Annotated in this window: 13 protein-coding genes; 8 read left to right on the top strand and 5 right to left on the bottom strand. The window is 70.2% G+C overall.

Annotated features, from left to right (window positions below; all coding sequences use genetic code 11):
- Positions 1 to 86: 86 nt before the first annotated feature.
- A complete protein-coding gene (locus tag ACZ7M7_RS23740; protein ID WP_383603816.1) occupies positions 87 to 1,406 on the bottom strand; it encodes a radical SAM protein in 1,320 nt (439 codons plus the stop codon).
- A gap of 147 nt (positions 1,407 to 1,553) precedes the next feature.
- On the opposite strand from ACZ7M7_RS23740, the gene ACZ7M7_RS23735 reads away from it, so the two are divergent.
- The 6 genes from ACZ7M7_RS23735 (at position 1,554) to ACZ7M7_RS23710 (ending at position 10,440) form a co-directional block, all read left to right on the top strand.
- Positions 1,554 to 2,807 (top strand): D-arabinono-1,4-lactone oxidase, encoded by a 1,254-nt coding sequence (locus ACZ7M7_RS23735; protein WP_472120056.1) that lies wholly within the window; start codon positions 1,554 to 1,556, stop codon positions 2,805 to 2,807.
- 117 nt (positions 2,808 to 2,924) lie between these two features.
- Positions 2,925 to 4,175: an ROK family transcriptional regulator gene (locus ACZ7M7_RS23730; protein ID WP_472120054.1), complete on the top strand. Its 1,251-nt coding sequence runs from the start codon at positions 2,925 to 2,927 to the stop codon at positions 4,173 to 4,175.
- A 212-nt stretch (positions 4,176 to 4,387) separates the two neighbouring features.
- Positions 4,388 to 5,653, top strand: coding sequence for an ABC transporter substrate-binding protein (locus ACZ7M7_RS23725; RefSeq protein WP_472120052.1), 1,266 nt, complete (start codon positions 4,388 to 4,390; stop codon positions 5,651 to 5,653).
- Between the two features lie 20 nt (positions 5,654 to 5,673).
- Complete coding sequence (locus ACZ7M7_RS23720; RefSeq protein WP_383603828.1) at positions 5,674 to 6,639, top strand: carbohydrate ABC transporter permease; 966 nt, start codon at positions 5,674 to 5,676, stop codon at positions 6,637 to 6,639.
- Positions 6,636 to 7,532, top strand: a complete 897-nt coding sequence (locus ACZ7M7_RS23715) for a carbohydrate ABC transporter permease (protein WP_383603831.1) — start codon at positions 6,636 to 6,638, stop codon at positions 7,530 to 7,532. Before ACZ7M7_RS23720 ends, ACZ7M7_RS23715 begins: the two co-directional genes overlap by 4 nt.
- 28 nt (positions 7,533 to 7,560) lie before the next feature.
- Positions 7,561 to 10,440, top strand: coding sequence for a glycoside hydrolase family 2 TIM barrel-domain containing protein (locus tag ACZ7M7_RS23710; protein WP_472120050.1), 2,880 nt, complete (start codon positions 7,561 to 7,563; stop codon positions 10,438 to 10,440).
- An 8-nt stretch (positions 10,441 to 10,448) separates the two neighbouring features.
- Here the strand turns inward: ACZ7M7_RS23710 and ACZ7M7_RS23705 are convergent, their stop codons facing one another.
- Together ACZ7M7_RS23705 and ACZ7M7_RS23700 are read right to left on the bottom strand one after the other, a co-directional pair.
- Positions 10,449 to 10,940 (bottom strand): hypothetical protein, encoded by a 492-nt coding sequence (locus ACZ7M7_RS23705; RefSeq protein ID WP_472120048.1) that lies wholly within the window; start codon positions 10,938 to 10,940, stop codon positions 10,449 to 10,451.
- A gap of 17 nt (positions 10,941 to 10,957) precedes the next feature.
- Positions 10,958 to 12,685 carry a PHP domain-containing protein gene (locus ACZ7M7_RS23700; RefSeq protein WP_472120046.1) on the bottom strand — a complete coding sequence of 576 codons (1,728 nt, stop codon included), beginning with the start codon at positions 12,683 to 12,685 and terminating at the stop codon, positions 10,958 to 10,960.
- 234 nt (positions 12,686 to 12,919) lie between these two features.
- On the opposite strand from ACZ7M7_RS23700, the gene ACZ7M7_RS23695 reads away from it, so the two are divergent.
- Both ACZ7M7_RS23695 and ACZ7M7_RS23690 read left to right on the top strand, forming a co-directional pair.
- Positions 12,920 to 14,239, top strand: coding sequence for a jacalin-like lectin (locus ACZ7M7_RS23695; RefSeq protein ID WP_472120044.1), 1,320 nt, complete (start codon positions 12,920 to 12,922; stop codon positions 14,237 to 14,239).
- An 84-nt stretch (positions 14,240 to 14,323) separates the two neighbouring features.
- Positions 14,324 to 14,914 (top strand): GNAT family N-acetyltransferase, encoded by a 591-nt coding sequence (locus ACZ7M7_RS23690; RefSeq protein ID WP_472120042.1) that lies wholly within the window; start codon positions 14,324 to 14,326, stop codon positions 14,912 to 14,914.
- A gap of 48 nt (positions 14,915 to 14,962) precedes the next feature.
- Here ACZ7M7_RS23690 and ACZ7M7_RS23685 read toward each other — a convergent pair whose 3' ends face one another.
- Together ACZ7M7_RS23685 and ACZ7M7_RS23680 are read right to left on the bottom strand one after the other, a co-directional pair.
- The gene (locus ACZ7M7_RS23685; RefSeq protein ID WP_472120040.1) at positions 14,963 to 17,278 is read right to left on the bottom strand and encodes an ABC transporter permease; all 2,316 of its coding nucleotides are present in this window, start codon (positions 17,276 to 17,278) and stop codon (positions 14,963 to 14,965) included.
- Positions 17,275 to 17,982, bottom strand: coding sequence for an ABC transporter ATP-binding protein (locus ACZ7M7_RS23680; RefSeq protein WP_451172146.1), 708 nt, complete (start codon positions 17,980 to 17,982; stop codon positions 17,275 to 17,277). Before ACZ7M7_RS23680 ends, ACZ7M7_RS23685 begins: the two co-directional genes overlap by 4 nt.
- Positions 17,983 to 18,048 lie beyond the last annotated feature (66 nt).

Here is an 18,048-nt window from a genome sequence, read left to right as displayed (position 1 = left end):
CAAGCGCTGTGTTCACATGCCATGACAGACCGTCGCGCCCCCACAACTGCAGCCACTTGTACGGGCGCGGGCCCCGTCCGTCTCAACTACACGGTGGCGGAATTCTCCGCGGGCAGGCTGTCCATGAAGGAGCTCACCGAGAACACCGCGTTACCGGGGCCGGGCGGGCCGTAGCCGGGCGGGGACGACAGACCGAAGTCCTCCATGGTCGCGCGGTACGCCTCCAGCAGACGGATGTGGTACTCCAGCGGCGCACCCTGCGGGTTGGCCTTGCCGAGCGGGGTCGTCGGTTCGGGGCACCAGGTGGTGAAGCGGGGCGTGATGCCGTTCGACATGAAGAAGCGCAGGCCCTCGGTCGTCGAGGCGATCGCCTCGTCCACCGTCGTGAAGCCGAACGGCTCCGCCATCTCCACGCCGGCCACGAAGTTGGGGATGACGTTGCGGGCGCCGAAGATGTCCGCCGAGTCGAGGATCCGCTTGTGCCACTCGTCGCGGCCGACGTAGCGCTCCTTGCCCGGGCAGTACATCTTGAACAGGTACTCGTCCCACACCTCGTAGTTGGGGTGGTAGATCTGCACGCCGTAGTCCTTGAACCGCTGCACGTCGTCGCGCGGCAGCGCCTGGGCGACGACCTTGCCGATCCAGCGGCCGGGGAAGCGCTCCTCGATGGCCTTGGCGTAGTGGCCGTAGAAGTCGGCCTCGTCACGGCCGGAGACGGTCTTGGTGATCGCGCCGCCGGTGAGCGTGTAGGCGGTGGACGTCCTGGCCGTGTCGTACCGGTCGATGATCTCCAGGGCCTCGAGGACCTCCTCGACGTCCTTCACCCCCGTGTACGGCCGGCCCGCCGCCTTGTGCTGGCGCCAGTTGTGGTTGATGTCGCAGTACTGGCACTCCTCCTTGGCGCCGAAGTACTGGCAGACCCGGAAGACGGTGAGGTAGATCAGGTAGCCCCACTGGATGGTCGGGGCGACCTCCATCACCGACTTCCCGTTGGCGAGGGTGTGCCGGTAGTACTCCGGCATCGGCGGCACACCGACGTCGGCGATCCGCTTGCCGTCGAGGTAGAGGCCGAGCACACCCTCGTCGTCGGCCGCCACGCGGTACGGCGACGACGGGTTCACGCGCACCGAGACGACGGTGCGGCGCAGGTCGTACGGGCCGCCGGTGAGGATGATCTCCTCCGGCGGGCGGCGCAGCGCGGCCTCGCCCAGCTCCGGCAGGGTGCCGTGGTCGAAGGAGAAGATGAAGTACGACTTCGGCTTGACCTCGCCGTCCTCGTTGTCGCTGAGGGCGGAGGGGTCGAAGGCCACCCCGCCCCGGAGCAGATCCTCCTTGAAAACGGCTTCCCGCGGAACGTGCGGGAATCGCTCCATCAGATCCTCGACCAGTGCGGTGCGGCTGCCCATCCGTGTCTCCTCCCGGCTCAGGCGTACGACTCCTCACGTTATGCCCCCGTGCCGTTCCGGGTGGGGGCGGGGGGCCTCATGTTGCCCGTCGAGGTAGTTTCCACCTGGGAATTTCTGGTTGACGTTGTCCTCGGGAGGGGCGATCACATGGCCGAAACCGTGACCAACTGGGCGGGCAACATCACCTACGCCGCCAAGGAGCTGCACCGGCCGTCCTCGCTCGACGCGATCGGCGCCCTGGTGGCCGGGAGCGCGAAGGTGCGGGTGCTGGGCAGCGGGCACTCCTTCAACGAGATCGCCGAGCCGGGCTCCGAGGGCACGCTGCTGTCGATCGCCGATCTGCCGCCGGTGATCGACGTGGACCGTACGGCCCGCACCGTCCGGGTCTCCGGCGGCGTACGGTACGCCGAGCTCGCCAGGGCGGTGTACGCGGAGGGGCTCGCGCTGCCGAACATGGCGTCCCTGCCGCACATCTCGGTGGCCGGCTCGGTCGCCACCGGCACGCACGGGTCGGGGGTCGGCAACGGCTCGCTGGCCACGTCCGTGCGGGAGGTGGAGCTGGTCACGGCGGACGGGGCGGTGCTGACCGTCGGGCGGGGCGACGAGCGGTTCGGCGGCGCCGTCACCTCGCTGGGTGCCCTCGGTGTCGTCACGGCACTCACCCTCGACCTTGAGCCGACCTTCGACGTCGAGCAGCACGTCTTCACCGAACTGCCGCTGGAGGGGTTGGACTCGGCGGCTTTCGAGGTGGTGATGGCATCGGCGTACAGCGTGAGCCTGTTCACCGACTGGCGCGAGCCCGGCTTCCGGCAGGTGTGGCTCAAGCGGCGCACCGACCAGCCGCTGCCCGTCTTCCCGTGGGCGGCACCCGCCGTCGAGAAGATGCACCCGGTGCCGGGGATGCCGGCGGTCAACTGCACGGAGCAGTTCGGGGTGCCGGGGCCGTGGCATCAGCGACTGCCGCACTTCCGGGCGGAGTTCACGCCGAGCAGCGGGGCCGAGCTGCAGTCGGAGTATCTGATGCCGCGCCGGTACGCGATGGACGCGCTGCACGCGATCGACGCGGTCCGGGCGACGGTCGCCCCCGTGCTGCAGACCTGCGAGGTCCGCACGGTCGCCGCCGACGACCAGTGGCTGAGCCCCTCCTACGGGCGGGACACGGTGGCGCTGCACTTCACATGGGTCGAGGACACCGCGGCCGTGCTGCCCGTGGTGCGGCGGTTGGAGGAGGCGCTGGAGGCCTTCGAGCCGCGGCCGCACTGGGGCAAGGTGTTCACGACGTCGGCGGAGGTGCTGCGCGGGCGCTATCCGCGGCTGGCCGACTTCCGGGCACTGGCGCGCGAGCTGGACCCCGGTCGGACGTTCACCAACGCCTTCGTGCAGGACATACTGGGTGACTGAACGCCCGGGGGACTTCGTAAACCCCCTTTCCTAACCCCTTGTCGAATATTCCCGCACGCCATAGCCTTGCGCCGCGCCGGTGCCGACCACGAACCGGCATGCCGTGAGGGGAGTTCGATGAAGCGCGGCACATCACGCGACATCCGCACCGCGAACCGCTACGAGGTGCTGCGCCAGATCATCGCCGCGTCACCCACCTCCCGGCAGGAGCTGGCGGCCGCCACCGGGCTCAGTCTCGCCACGGTCGCCACGCTCGTCGGCGAGCTGCTCGACCTGCGCATGATCACGGAGGTCGGGTTCGAGGACTCGGCCGGCGGCCGCCCCCGGGGGCTCGTCGCCGTCAACGCGTCCGGCGGCGCCCTGATCGGCGTCGACATCGCGGAGACGTACGTCCACGTCGAGCTGTTCGACCTCGCGCTGAACGTGCTGGCCCGTGCCGAGGAGGACGTCCGCCCCGGCGAGAGTCTCCCCGAGCAGGTGGTCGCCCATGTCGCCGCCGCCGTCGGCTCGGTGGTCACGCAGGCAGGCGTGGAGGGCGCGCGCGTGCTCGGCGTCGGGGTGAGCGTGCCGGGGCAGGTGGACCGTGCGACCGGCTTCTCGGAGTACGCGCCCAACTGGGACTGGCACGACGTGCCGCTGCTCGACCTGCTCACCGAGCACATCGCCTACCCGCTGTACCTGGACAACCCGCTGCGTGCCTCCGCGGTGGCCGAGCTGTGGTTCGGGGCCGCACGGGGGCGCGGGGACGCCGTGGTGGTCAACCTCGGCACCGGCGTCGGCGCCGGACTGGTGCTGGGCGGCGGGCTGCACCGGGGGGTGAGCAACAGCGCCGGCGAGTGGGGTCACACCACGATCGTGCTGGACGGCAGGCTGTGCCGGTGCGGCAGGCACGGCTGCGTGGAGGCGTATGTCGGCGCGTCCGGGATCATGCTGACCCTGCGGGAGTTGAGCGGCGACAGCCCGCTGCTGCACACGGAGGACCAGACGGCCACCATCGACGCGCTCGCCCGGGGACTGCGGGGAGGCGACCCGGTGGCGCTCGAGGTGGTTCGCGACACCGTGCGCTACCTCGGGGCCGGCATCGCCGACCTGGTGAACCTGTTCAACCCCGAGGTGGTCGTGCTCAGCAGCTGGGTCGCGGCCGCCCTCGGTGAGCCCCTGGTCGACAAGGTCCGCGAGGCCGTCGCCCGGCACGCGCTGCCGCGCCCGATGGCGGCCACCGAGATCGTCCTCTCCCCCATCCCCACCGATCCGGTGTGCCTGGGCGCGGCGACGTTCGCCCTCGAAGGTGCCCTGCAGTCGGTGGGCCAGAGGACGCCCGCCAAGCGCGCCACGCCCGCGAGGAGCCGTACCGCACCGCCTGCGTGACCGCTCAGGGGCGCGCCGGGGGACGCCCTGACGGCCCGTCATGTCCGGTATCCCGAACGCCGCGCAACGCTTCGCACAGACTTCGTCCAACCCCTTGCCGAAGCCTTAGCCGAAGGTTAACGTCCGGCACCGCAACCCCCTTTGAGCCATCTGGCGCTGAGCCGCTCCAGCCAGGCACAGGGCCGAGCCGTACTCGAGACAAGGACGTCAGCATGTCGGCATCGAGCAACAGCAACTGGGACCGCCGAACCGTTCTGCGGGCCGCGATGGGTCTGGCCGCCGCGGGCGGGCTTGCCGCGTGCGGCGGCAACAACGGACGCGGGGGCGGGTCCGGTTCGGGCACCAGCCTCGTGCAGATGTTCCACGCGTACGGCGAGGCGGGCACCGAGCAGGCCATCAAGCGGTACGCGAAGGCGTACAAGGAAGCCAACGTGACCACGCAGTGGATCACGAGCGCGGACTTCGAGAGCAAGCTCTTCTCGGCCCTGCTCACCGACAACGCGCCGGACCTCTTCGAGTTCCACCCGCAGATCCAGATGGTCAAGAGCGGCCAGGTGGCGGACCTGACCGACATCATCAACCCGGTCAAGGACGACTTCAACCCGGCCGACATCAAGTCGCACACGGTCGACGGGAAGATATACGGCGTCCGGATGATCGACGACCCGCAGTTCTTCTTCTACCGCAAGTCGATGCTGGAGAAGGCCAAGGTAGAGGTGCCGACCACGCTCGACGAGCTGATGGAGGCCGCGGCCAAGCTGACCACCGGCAAGGTCAAGGGCCTGTACATGGGCAATGACCTGCACAGCGTCAACGACACGTTGATCTGGTCGGCCGGCGCCGAGCACCTCACCGAGAAGAACGAGATCGCCTATCACACGGACGGCGTCGTCGAGGGCCTGAAGAAGATGCGCCGGCTGTTCACCAGCGGCGACCTTCTCCTCGGCGCCCCGACCGAGTCCTGGGACCCCTCCTCGCTCAACCAGGGCCTGTGTGCCATCCAGTTCTGCGGAATGTGGGCGATGCCGCAGATCCAGGACGCGCTCGGCGACGACTGGGGCGTCTTCCCCTTCCCGAAGGTCACGGACAACGGCAAGCAGTCGGTCTACAACGGCGGCTGGTCGATGTTCGTCAACGCCAAGGGCAAGAACGTCGACGCGGCCAAGGAGTACGTGAAGTGGCTGTGGCTCGACCAGAAGGAGTACCAGGAGGACTGGGCCACCTCCTACGGCTTCCACATCCCGCCGCGCACCTCGCTCGCCAAGGAGGCCACCAAGCTCAAGTCGGGCAACGCCGCTGAGGGCGTCCGGCTCTTCAACGAGTTCGGCCACTTCGACAACATCGGCTGGACCCAGGCCATGCGCACCGCATTCGAGGACGTCTTCGCCAACTGTGTCCGCAAGGACATGGACCCGGAGGCCGCCCTCGACAAGTGCGACGCGGCCGTCGACCGCGAGCTCAAGAAGCTGTTCGGATAGGCCGCGGGACGGACCACGACATGTCGACGACCACCAAGCTCGACCTCGCGAGCTCCGCCCCGGCGAAGGCCTCCCCGGCCAAGCCGCGGCGGGGTCTGCGGGGCAGCCCCACGTTCGCCTTCTGGCTCTTCACCGGGCCGTTCCTGATCGGTCTGGCGATCTTCGTCTACGCGCCGATCCTCTGGAGCCTCTGGCTGAGCTTCTTCGAGGCCCGTTTCACCGTCACGCCGGACAAGTTCGTCGGATTCGACAACTACACGTACATGCTGACGAACGACGACTTCGTCGGCTCGCTCGGCACCTTCACCGTCTTCGCCGCGTTCATCGTGCCCACCACCTGGGCGCTCTCGCTGGGTCTGGCCCTGCTGGTGAACCGGATGCGCTTCATGCGGGCGTTCTTCCGCTCGGTCTTCTTCCTGCCGACCGCGGTCAGCTATGTCGCCGCGGCGCTGATCTGGAAGATGTCCATCTTCAGCGGCGTCCGCTTCGGCCTGATGAACACGTTCCTCGGCTGGTTCGGGATCGAGAACATCGCCTGGCTGATCGACCCCAACCCGCCCTGGTACTGGCTGGTCATCGTGACCGCCCGGCTGTGGCTGCAGTCCGGCTTCTACATGATCCTGTTCATCGCCGCGCTGCAGAACATCCCGGAGGAACTGTACGAGGCCGCCGCCATCGACGGCGCCAAGTCGGGCTGGCAGACCTTCCGGTACATCACCCTGCCCCAGCTGCGCGCCACGTCCACCGCGGTGATCCTGCTGCTGCTCATCGCCGCCTATCAGGCCTTCGACGAGTTCTACAACCTGCTGTCGAAGACCACCTGGGGCCGTCCGCCGCTCGTCGAGCTGTACTACAAGGCCCTGGGCGAGAGCCAGGACTACGGTGCCGGCAGCGCGGGCGCGCTGATCCTGACCGTGCTGATCTGTGCCGTGACCCTGCTCCAGGGCAAGATCATGGGCTTCGGAAGGGGGGACGAGTCCAAGTGACCACCACCATCCCCAAGGCGCGGGGCTCCGCGCCGAAGTCGGACACGCCCGGCCCGGTCAGGCGCGGTGGCGGCGTGATGAGCTCCACCGGCCTCTACATCGCCACGGGCGTCGCTGCCTTCCTCTTCCTGATCCCGTTCTACATCCTCGTCCGCAACGCCCTCTCCACCGACGCCGAGATCACCGGAGAGAACTGGAAGTTCTTCCCGACGGACGTCCAGTGGGGCAACATCAGCGAGCTCTTCAGCGACGGGACGGTCCCGTTCGCCCAGTCCCTGTGGAACTCGGCGGTGGTGGCCACCCTGCACACCGTCGGCGTCCTGCTGGTGTGCTCCCTCGCGGGCTACGGCCTGGCCCGCATCCCGTACAAGCACGCCAACAAGGTGTTCTACGCCGTCCTGGGCACGCTGATGGTGCCGACCGCGGTCACCTTCGTGCCGAGCTTCGTGCTGGTCTCCTCGCTCGGCTGGGTGGACACCTACCGGGGTCTCATCATTCCGGGATTGTTCAGTGGTTTTACCTGCTTCCTCTTTCGGCAGTACTTCCTGGGGTTCCCCAAGGAACTGGAGGAGGCGGCACGCATGGACGGCCTGGGCTACTGGGGCGCGTACTGGCGTGTCGTCGTACCCAACTCGCTCAACTTCTTCGCGGCGATGGCGACCATCACCTTCATCAACGGCTGGAACGCCTTCCTGTGGCCGCTGGTCATCGGGCAGGATCCGAGTGCGTGGACCGTCCAGGTCGCACTCTCCAGCTATATGACCAACCAGACCGTGGTCTTCCATCTGATCTTCATGGCCACGGCCGTTTCCATCCTGCCCCTGGTGTTCGTCTTCCTCTTCCTTCAGCGCTGGCTGGTGCAGGGGATCGCACAGACGGGCATCAAGGGCTGACGCCTTCATTCCCAAGAGCTGGAGACCGATGTCTTTCCGCACCACTGACTCCGTCGACTACGTCGAGGACGTCTCCCCGGGCCGCGGGGCCCTCCCGCCCCGCGCCTGGTACGCCTCCTCGGACGCGAAGTCCCTGTCCTTGAACGGCAGTTGGCGCTTCCGTCTGTCGGCGACCGCCGACGCCGAGGACGACTCGTTCGCCGGGGAGGGATACGACGCCGGGGGCTGGGCCGAGGTCACGGTCCCGGGCCACTGGGTCCTGCAGGGCGACGGCGCCTTCGGTTCGCCGATCTACACCAACCACCTCTACCCGTTCCCCGTGGACCCGCCGCACGTGCCGACCCAGAACCCGACCGGCGACCACCTGCGCGTCTTCGACCTGCCGGACGACTGGCCCGCCCCGGACGACGGCGGCGCCGTGCTGCGCTTCGACGGCGTCGAGTCCTGCGCCCGCGTCTGGCTGAACGGCACGGAGCTCGGCGAGTTCAAGGGCTCCCGCCTGCCGCACGAGTTCGCGGTCGGCCAGTTGCTGAAGCCGGCCGGCAACGTGCTCGCCGTCCGTGTGCACCAGTGGTCGGCCGGCTCGTACCTGGAGGACCAGGACCAGTGGTGGCTGCCCGGCATCTTCCGTGACGTCACGCTGCTGCACCGCCCGGCGGGCGCGGCGGGCGACTTCTTCGTGCACGCCTCCTACGACCACACCACGGGCGAGGGCACCCTGCGCGTCGACTCCGACGTCGAGGGGCGGGTGTCCGTGCCCGGCCTCGACATCGATGTCGCGACCGGCGAGCCGGTGACGGTCCCGGTCGAGCCGTGGTCGGCGGAGGCTCCGAAGCTGTACGAGGGCGAGCTGGTCACGGCCGGCGAGCGCGTGCCGCTGCGCATCGGCTTCCGCACGGTCGCCCTTGAGGACGGCCTGATCAAGGTCAACGGGAAGGCGATCCTCTTCAAGGGCGTCAACCGGCACGAGTGGCACCCCGAGCGGGGCCGCGCCCTCGACGTGGAGACCATGCGGGCGGACGTGCTGCTGATGAAGCGGCACAACCTCAACGCGGTGCGCACCTCGCACTACCCGCCGCACCCGGCCTTCCTCGACCTGTGCGACGAGTACGGCCTGTGGGTCATCGACGAGTGCGACCTGGAGACCCACGGATTCACCGAGCAGGGCTGGCGCGACAACCCCGTCGACGACGACCGCTGGACCCCGGCCCTCCTGGACCGGGCGGCCCGCATGGTCGAGCGCGACAAGAACCACCCGTCCGTCGTCTTCTGGTCCCTCGGCAACGAGGCCGGCACCGGGCGCGGCCTCACCGCGATGGCCGAGTGGATCCACGGCCGGGACGCCTCGCGGCTCGTGCACTACGAGGGCGACTGGAACTGCCGGGACACGGACGTGTACTCGCGGATGTACGCCTCCCACGAGGAGGTCGAGCGGATCGGGCGGGGCCTGGACGGGGGTGCGGGGAAGAGGCGTGAACTCCCTTTCATCCAGTGCGAGTACGGGCACGCGATGGGCAACGGTCCGGGCGGCATCGCCGACTACCAGCGGATCTTCGAGGCGCACGACCGGCTCCAGGGCGGCTTCATCTGGGAGTGGATCGACCACGGCATCAAGCACCCCGAGCTGGGCTACGCCTACGGCGGCGACTTCGGCGAGGAGCTGCACGACGGCAACTTCGTCTGCGACGGCCTGATCTTCCCGGACCGGACCCCCTCCCCGGGACTCGTCGAGTACAAGAAGGTCATCGAGCCGGTCCGCATCGAGGGCGACGGCGCCGACGGCACCGTACGGGTGACGAACGCGTACGACTTCGGCGATCTGTCGCACCTGGAGTTCGAGTTCTCGCACCAGGTGGACGGACTCCCCACGGGCGCCCACACGCTCACCGTGCCGCCGCTCGCGCCGGGTGAGTCGGCGGAGGTCAAGCTGCCGGCGGCCGCGCCCGACGGCAACGGCGACGACGTCCAGTGGACGGTCCGCGCGCTGCTCGCCGAGGACACGCCGTGGGGGCCCAAGGGCCACGAGGTGGCGTGGGGCCAGGAGACCGTCACCCCCCGCACGCCCGTCACCGTCGCCGCCTCGCAGCGGCCCGTGCCCGGCGAGCGGCTGATCGCCCTCGGCCCGGCGGCCTTCGACGCCCGCTCGGGGCGTCCGACGACGATCTGCGGCCTCGATGTGACCGGGCTGCGCCTGGACGTGTGGCGGGCGACGACCGACAACGACGACGGCGCGTCCTGGCAGGACGACACGCGCTACGGCGTGCTGTGGCGCAAGCTCGGCCTGCACCGCATGCAGCACCGGCTGGACGCCGTGGAGTTGGCCGACGACGCGTTGACCGTCCGCACCCGGGTGGCACCCGCCGCCGCCGACCTGGGCCTGCGCACGGTGTACCGCTGGACGTCCGACGGCGCCCTGCTGAAACTGACGGTGTCCGTGACTCCCGAGGGCCACTGGACGGTTCCGCTTCCCCGCCTCGGCGTCCGTTTCGGCCTGTCTGCCGACGCCGCGCAGGAGGTCCTGTACTTCGGTGGCGGCGGCGAGGCGTACCCCGACACCCGTGCCGCCTCGCGGCTCGGTCAGTGGCTGCCGAGCATCGACACCCTGCACACCCCGTACGTACGGCCCCAGGAGAACGGCGCCCGCGCCGACGTCCGCTGGGCCGAACTCGGCGGACTGAGGATCGAGGGTGACCCGGAGTTCTGGTTCAGCGCCCGCCGCTGGACCAACGAGCAGCTGGACGCGGCCCGTCATCCGACCGACCTCACGCCGGGTGACACGCTCTGGATCAACCTCGACCACGGGCAGCACGGCATCGGCTCGCAGTCCTGCGGTCCGGGCCCGCTGCCGCAGTACTTCCTGAAGGCGGAGCCGACGGAGTTCTCGTTCGTGTTCTCGACCGCTGAGTGACGGACCCGTCAGTGATCCGCACAGCACGGCGTGGGATCCGCCACCTCGAAGGGCACCAGCGTGCCGCCCACCGCCGGCATGGTGGTCAGAACGAGTTCGTCGTTCTGCCACTGCGGGCGTACGTGGTCGCCGGTGATCAGCCGGGTGGCCGGGGACGGTTGGCCCGGTGTGCCCAGGACCGTCACCCGGTCGATCGCCGAACGGGACAGTAGTTCGGCGATCGTCAGGGTGCCGGTGAGGCCGGGGGCGCCCGGGTAGAGCACCGCCCGGCCCACCGTGTCGGGTGGGCCGGGTGACACCTCGTATCCGCCGGCCGTGAGCCGCTCCTGGGCGGTACGCAGGAGCGGCTCCGACGGCAGGGTGAGGGAGACGACGACCCTCGGGCGGGCTCCCCGTACCAGGTGGGTGCAGCCGAACGTGCCCTCGGGGAGGGCGAGTTCCGACGCCAGGGAGTGGAGCAGGTGGTCGGCGCTGCGGAGGTCCCTGACACCCGCGTCCACACTCAGAACGTACGGTGTCACAAGGGCAGGACCCACACCGGGTTGGTGTAGAACCACAGGTCGCGCCACGGGTCGGCGTCGCCGACGACGTCGATCGCCGGGCCGGCCGGGTCGACGGCCGCGCCCATCGCGCCGACGGCGCCGCGGTTGCCGTCGGTGCCGCGCAGGCGGACGTAGACGGGGCGGTCGACCTTGCCGAGGTCGTACGTGAGGCTGACGACGCCGGCCGACTTGTTCACCTCGTACGACTTGACCACCTTCGCCGTCGGCGCGGTGAAGGTGTCCCTGTCCGCGACCGGGCCGGTCATATCGCCCTTGATGACGTCCACGCGGGCCAGCTTGGGGACGAAACCGGCCCAGTTGGGGCCGCCCGCCATCGCCACGTCGACCGTCAGGGTGACGCTCGTGCCCTTCCTGACGTGCAGGGCGCCGCCGAGCGTGGCCCAGCGGCGGCCGCCCATCACACGGACGTCGAGGCCGCTGAGCAGCTGGCCGTGGTCGACCCAGATGCGGCCCGCGCGGATGCCGTCCATGACGGCGGCGTAGGAGAAGCCGTCGGCGCCGACGTGCGTACGGCTGTACTGGCCGGGCCAGTAGTCGCCCTGGGTGATGTCGATCTGGCCGGCGTATACCGGGTCGTCGTAGCGCCCGTTGGCGTTGAAGTCACCGCCCCCGCGCGCGGCCGTGTCCCCGTACACCTGGTGGGAGTCGGAGTTGGCGGTGATCCACCACGGCTTGCCCTCGGCGAGGAGGCTGTCCCACAGGCCGCCGACGGTCGCGGTCATCCAGTCGAAGCCGCCCCAGGTGCGGTAGCTCTCCAGGGGGTAGCCGGCGAAGGAGTTGGCGCCGGGGTTGTTGTCGTAGATGCCGCGGGCGCGGGCCATGCCGAGGGGTGCGGGCAGGCCGGCCGCCTGGTGGCCCGGGGCGCCCTCGAAGCCGATGGCGATCTGCCGGGTACCGCCCGCGTCCCGCCAGCCGCGGATCTCGTGCGGGGAGTCGACACCGCGCCGCGCCGGGTGGTTGGCGAGCATCAGCGCGTCCTGGACCTTGCGCCGTTCCACCTGCTCGGCAAGGAAGTTGAGCCCGGCGACGGCGAGCGCCTCGTTGGCGGGCGTCGAGTCACCGGCGTTCTTCACGCTGCCGTCGTAGTCGTTCTCGAACTGCTTGAGGACGGAGACCTCGTTCTTGCCGGGGTGCACGAAGACGGTGCCGTGTTCGGCGGCCGGGATGTTCCACTCCAGGCCCTGGAAGACGAGTGTGTCCTCGTACGCGGACCGGGCCGCCCGAATGTCCGGGTTGACCTTCTCGACGCCGATCTTGGCGTGGGTGGTGCTGCCGTGGTCGGTGATGACCAGCCAGTCCATGCCGTGCTTGGCGCCCTGACGGACCTGGTCGACGACGCGGTACTTGCCGTCGCTGCTGTACTGGGTGTGGATGTGGTGGTCACCGGCCAGCCACAGGAAGCCGTTCGGTCTACGGCCGCCCGAGGCCGGGGCCGAGGACGCGGCGGGTGTGGCGGCAGCGGCCGTGGCCGGGGCGACGACGCTGCCGGCGGCCAGCCCGGCGCCCAGCAGACCCGCCCGGCGCAGCAGCGTGCGGCGCGACTGCTGCTCGGGGGTCAGGACATCGTCGGGCACGGCGGTGTCGAAGGCGGCGGGCAGGGCGGATGCCGCCGCGTCGTGCGAGTGGTCGTGGTCATGGCCGTGTCCGTGATGGTGATGACCGTGCGCGTGCCCGTGTCCCATGAAAGGCCTCCTGGATGCCGCTGCCTTCGACGGCGCTGCTGCGCCGTGTGTGGAGGATCAAGGCGAAACATGAACGTTGAACGAGCGGCGAGTGGCGGCCGGGTGCCCCTGACGCGGCGGAACGCCGCGCCCCTCACTGTTTCCCCAACGGCCCTTGTGCGTCACCCTCGTTGACACAGAACCTGAACAGCGCTCATCTTCCTGGCCCCCGTCGACCCCGGAGACTCCCCCACCATGAGAAGACTCATCGGCACCCTCGCGGCCGCCGCACTGGCCCTCACCGGCCTCGCCACGACCGCGGCCACGCCCGCGACGGCCGCCGACTCCGGCACCTTCAACGTCCTGACGTACAACGTCGCGGGTCTCCCGCTCGGCCTCGGCGACAGCGACCCCGAGACGAACACCCCGCTCATCGGGCAGCGGCTGGCCCCGTACGACATCGTCAACGTCCAGGAGGACTTCAACTACCACGCCTCGCTGTACGCCAACGACACCCACCCGTACCGCACGGCGACCAGCGGTGGCGCGGGCATCGGCGACGGCCTCAACACCCTCTCGGACCACTCCTTCGAGGACTTCGAGCGGGTGAGGTGGAACAGCTGCACCGGCACGAACTGCCTGACCCCGAAGGGCTTCACGCTGTCCCGGGTGCGCCTCGCCGAGGGCGTGTTCGTGGACCTCTACAACGTCCACACCAACGCCGACTCCGACGACGCCGCCCTCGCCGCGCGCCGCGCCAACGTCGAGCAGCTGTCGGACTTCATCCAGGCCCACTCGTCCGGCAACGCCGTCGTCGTCATGGGCGACACCAACACCCGCTACACCCGCGCCGGCGACAACATCCGCACACTGGTCGCCGAGAACGGCCTGACCGACGCCTGGGTGCAGTTGGTCAAGGGCGGCACTCCCCCGGCGGCGGGCAGCGACGCCCTGCTGTGCGACGCGACGGCACCGACCAATGACTGCGAGGTCGTCGACAAGGTCCTCTACCGCGGCAGCAAGCTGCTGGGCCTGACCGCCACCCGCTACAACAACGACTGGGCGAAGTTCCTCCGCTCGGACGGCAAGCACCTCTCCGACCACTTCCCGCACACGGTCGACTTCTCCTACACCCTCAACTCGTCCCTGAAGGCGAGCGACTTCTTCGGCGGCCCGCACGGCACGGCCTTCAACGACGCGGACGACCTGCCGGCGTCCGTGTCCCCGCGCACCCTCACCCTGCGCGGCGGCACCCGCCTGGACGCGGTGTCCCTCACGCACGACGGCGGCACGGCCCTCACCCACGGCGGCGCGGGTGGCACGGCGGCGTCCCTGACCCTGGCCGGTGGCGAGCACCTCACCGCCGTAAAGCTGACGCAGGGCCAGAAGGACGGCCGTACGCGGATCTTCTCGGCCGCCTTCACCACGGACCGGGGCCGCGCCGTCTCCGCCGGTACGGCCACCTCGGCAACCACGACCTTCACGGCCCCGTCCGGTTGGCAGATCGTCGGGTTCACGGGCCGGTCGGGGGACGAGCTCGACAAGCTCGGTGTGCTGTACGCGCCGATCAGCTGACCCCGCCCGCAGGGAGGCTCCCGCCCGGACGGTCTTGTGCACCCCGTCCGGGCGGGAGCTCCACGTCCGCCGTACGGTCGTGGCATGGAGACGACTGGGGACGAAACGACGGTGCTCGGCGCGACGGGGACCATCCACTACCGGCCGGCGCGGCCCGAGGACGGGACGGCCCTTGCGGAACTCGACGGGTCCTTCACGACGGACTCCGTGTTCGAGGTGGCCGCGACCGACGACGGATTCAGCATCCGGCAGACTCCCGTGCAACCTCCCCTCCACAAGGTCTTCCCCGCCGAGGACGGCAGCGAGGACGACGACGGCCCTCCCGGACCGGACCGGACGGTGGTCGCCTTCGACGGGGACCGGCTGTGCGGCGTGGTGGAGACCTCGTTCGCCCCGTGGAACGCCCGCCTGACCATCCGCGACATCGAGGTCGCTCCGGCGTGGCGCGGCAAGGGGATCGGGCGGACCCTGATGAACCACGCCTTCGACTTCGCGCGGGAGTGCGGGGCGGGCCATGTCTGGCTCGAGGTCAGCAACATCAACGCTCCCGCGATTCGCGCCTACCTCCGCATGGGCTTCTCCTTCTGCGGGCTGGACACCTCGCTGTACGACGGCACGGAGTCGGCCGGTGAACAGGCGCTCTTCATGTCCCGCCGGGTGACTGACGAGTCATGAGAGCGCCTGCTCGATCTCATGCGGTCCGAGCGGCCCGCCCGGGGGAAGTCACTCGCTCCGCAGCACCTCCGCGATCGTCAGCCGCCCGGCCCTGCGCGCCGGGACGAACGCTCCCAGCACCGCGATCACCACGCCCGCCAGGGCCAGTCCGGCCAGGGCCGGCGCCCGCCAGACGTCCGTCATGTAAGCGGGCAGGGTGATGTCGACGGCGTCCACCATCCGGGGGATCACCAGCTCGTAGCCCGCCACGCCCAGCGGGATGCCGAGCAGGGAGCCGAGCGCGCCGAGGACCGCCATCGACGTCACCGTCATCACCGTGACCTGCCGCGGGGTCATGCCGATCGACTTCAGCATGCCCAAGTCCCGTCTGCGGTCACGGGTGTTGAGGACGACGGTGTTGAAGACGCCGAGGGACGCGACGACGGTGAGCATCACCGTGAGCGCGGTGGCCGAGCCGATGACGGTCTGCGTGATGGAGTTCGCGCCCCTCACATCGGGTGTGATCCCGGAGTCGGCGGCTCGGGCCGCGCGGGCGTAGGCCTTCGGGTCGGTGCCGTCGCGGAGGCCGACGTGGTAGGCGATGGGCCGCTCGTCCGGGGCAAGTGCCGTCAGCGTCGTCCAGCCGCCGACCACGATCCGGGCGTTGCTTTCCATAAACTCCCCGACGACCAGCACCTTTTCGGTCCGGCTGCCCTTCTCCAGGCTGACCCGGTCGCCGACCCGCACGCCGTTCTGGCGCAGAAAGGCCGAGCCGGCCACGACCTCGCCGTCGCCCCGCGTCCATCGGCCCGCCGTGAGCACGCTGTCCAGCTCAATCCGATCGCCACGACGCCCTTCGAGCATCACCGGGTGCGCGGACCCCGCGAGGCGTACGTCGACGTCCGCCCGGGCGGTGACCTCGGTGGCACCGGGCAACTCGCCCAGGAGTGCGTGGAGTTCGCGGTCATCGTGCTCCGGCTGGAGCTCCTTGCCGTTCTTGACGTTGGAGGCGTACACGGTGACCTGGTACGTGTCGCGTCCGGCCTCGCCGAACCGGGTCATCGTCGTCGCCAGGCCGGTCGCGAAGGTCACCGTGGTCACGCCGAGGACCACGGCGGCGAGCGTCAGGGCGCTGCGGCCGGGCCGGGCGAACGGCAGGCCCATCCCCAGGCTCACCGAGCGCGGCAGTCTGCTGCCGGCCAGCCGGCGCTGGATCCCCGGCGCACGGCCGGCGCGTGGGGCGCTGCCCGCGCTGATGGCCCGCGCCGCCGACATCCGGTGGGCGCGCAGCGCGGGGCCGAGCGCGGCGAGGAGGCAGACGGCGGGCATGCCGAGCAGGGTGAGGGCGTTGATCCAGGGCGCGACCGCAACGGTGTCGTGGAACACCCCCGCGTCCGGGCCCGTGAACACGAACCCGAGGAACGGGCGTGCCAGCAGGTTGCCCACCACGGTGCCGAACGCGCAGCCGAGGACCGCGGGTACGGAGATCATCGAGAGGTACACGGCGACGACCTGGCCCGGGGTGAACCCCAGAGCCTTCAGCACGCCGATGTGCCGGAAGCCGGAGATCACGGCACCGCTGACGACGTTGGCGACGATGAGGATCGCGACCGCGATGCCCAGGATGCCGAAGGCCATCAGATAGGGCGTGAACGCCCGGGCCGAGCTGCTCACCTGGTGCTTGAGGGTGAGATACGACCGGGAGGCGGCGAGCGCGTCCGCCGGGAGCTGTTCGGTCACCGTGGCGAGCTGTGCGCGCAGCGCGTCGTCCGTGGCGGCGTCGGGGAAGCGGAACAGCATCTGGGTGACCGTCGGGTGCAGGGCGTCGATCTGCTCGGGCGCGACCCAGGCGTCCGCGGTGCGGCTCAGGTCGAAGGCGAACCCCACGACGGTGAGGTCCGGGCCGCCCGAGGGCATCGGGAGCCGCTTGCCGAGGTCGTCCGCGGTCCAGTCGGACTGCCGGTTCAGGACGACCTCGCCGGGCCGGGTGGCCCATCGGCCGGCCCACAGGTCCAGCCGGTCCACTGGGCCGTCGGGGTCGGCGCGGCCGACGACCGTGATCTCGTTGCCGAGCCCGAAGTGCATGCTGCCGTCGGGGAGTTCGACCGTGGCCTGCGCGTAGGGGCCCGCGGCGGCCTCGACGCCGGGCTGCCGAGCGGCCTGCGTCAGCTGCGCGTCGGAGACCTCGGCGGGGTCGAAGGCGGCGACGACGTGCGGGCCGCGCTGTTCGGCGAAGGCCTTGTCGAAGGGGGCGGAGGCCGCGTCGAGCAGGCCGAGGGCCACCACCATCGCCGCCGTCGAGGTCAGCGTGACCAGCGCGATGACGAGCGTCTGGAGTCTGCGCCGCCGTACCGCCGCCCGAGCGGCGCGCCACACGGCGCTCATACGGACGGCTCCAGGGTGTGCTCGCCGGTCACCCGGCCGTCGGCGAACTGGATCAGACGACTGGCGCAGCGCCGGGCCAGATGCTCGTCGTGGGTCACCAGGATCAGTGTCTGGCCGATCTGGTTGAGGTCGAGCAGCAGGTCCATCACCTGCTCGCCGGAGCGGCTGTCCAGGGCACCGGTCGGCTCGTCGGCCAGCAGCAGGGCGGGGCGGTTCATCAACGCCCTCGCGACTGCGACGCGTTGGCGCTCGCCGCCGCTGAGCACGGCGGGGTAGGCGTTGCGCCGGTCGGCGATGCCGAGTTCGCCGAACAGCTCCAGGGCACGACGGCGGGCCTGCCGGGCCGGGGTGCCGGTCAACTGGGCCGCCAGCGCCACGTTGTCGAGGGCCGACAGGTCGTCGATCAGGTTGAAGAACTGGAAGATCATACCGATCCGGCGCCGCCGGTACAGCGCGAGCCCCTTCTCGCTCAGCTCCCCCACGTTCTCCCCGTGTACGACGACCGTGCCACCCGTCGGCCGGTCCAGCCCGGCGACCATGTTGAGGAACGTGGACTTCCCGCACCCCGAGGGGCCCATCACGGCCACGGCTTCCCCGGCCCGGATCTCCAACGAGACGCCGGCCAGGGCGTTCGTCTCGCCGTACTCCTTGCGCACGCCGTCGAGCCGTACGACGGTCTCTCCCCTGCTGTCTTCACTGCTCATGGACAGGACGCTACGAGGCAGGCCGACGCCCTGACATCCCTCCCCGGATGGCACATCGCCGGGCAC

The sequence above is a fragment of the Streptomyces sp. NPDC111606 genome, from assembly GCF_055656945.1.
The sequence above is the reverse complement of the archived record's forward strand: the minus strand, read 5'-3'. Positions and strand labels throughout refer to the sequence as shown.

Bases quoted from the DNA above. Each gene is read 5' to 3' on its own strand.
- ACZ7M7_RS23740 (WP_383603816.1), bottom strand. From the start codon at position 1,406: ATGGGCAGCCGCACCGCACTGGTCGAGGATCTGATGGAGCGATTCCCG.
- ACZ7M7_RS23695 (WP_472120044.1), top strand. From the start codon at position 12,920: ATGAGAAGACTCATCGGCACCCTCGCGGCCGCCGCACTGGCCCTCACC.
- ACZ7M7_RS23730 (WP_472120054.1), top strand. From the start codon at position 2,925: ATGAAGCGCGGCACATCACGCGACATCCGCACCGCGAACCGCTACGAG.
- ACZ7M7_RS23690 (WP_472120042.1), top strand. From the start codon at position 14,324: ATGGAGACGACTGGGGACGAAACGACGGTGCTCGGCGCGACGGGGACC.
- ACZ7M7_RS23710 (WP_472120050.1), top strand. From the start codon at position 7,561: ATGTCTTTCCGCACCACTGACTCCGTCGACTACGTCGAGGACGTCTCC.
- ACZ7M7_RS23680 (WP_451172146.1), bottom strand. From the start codon at position 17,982: ATGAGCAGTGAAGACAGCAGGGGAGAGACCGTCGTACGGCTCGACGGC.
- ACZ7M7_RS23735 (WP_472120056.1), top strand. From the start codon at position 1,554: ATGGCCGAAACCGTGACCAACTGGGCGGGCAACATCACCTACGCCGCC.
- ACZ7M7_RS23725 (WP_472120052.1), top strand. From the start codon at position 4,388: ATGTCGGCATCGAGCAACAGCAACTGGGACCGCCGAACCGTTCTGCGG.
- ACZ7M7_RS23685 (WP_472120040.1), bottom strand. From the start codon at position 17,278: ATGAGCGCCGTGTGGCGCGCCGCTCGGGCGGCGGTACGGCGGCGCAGA.
- ACZ7M7_RS23700 (WP_472120046.1), bottom strand. From the start codon at position 12,685: ATGGGACACGGGCACGCGCACGGTCATCACCATCACGGACACGGCCAT.
- ACZ7M7_RS23720 (WP_383603828.1), top strand. From the start codon at position 5,674: ATGTCGACGACCACCAAGCTCGACCTCGCGAGCTCCGCCCCGGCGAAG.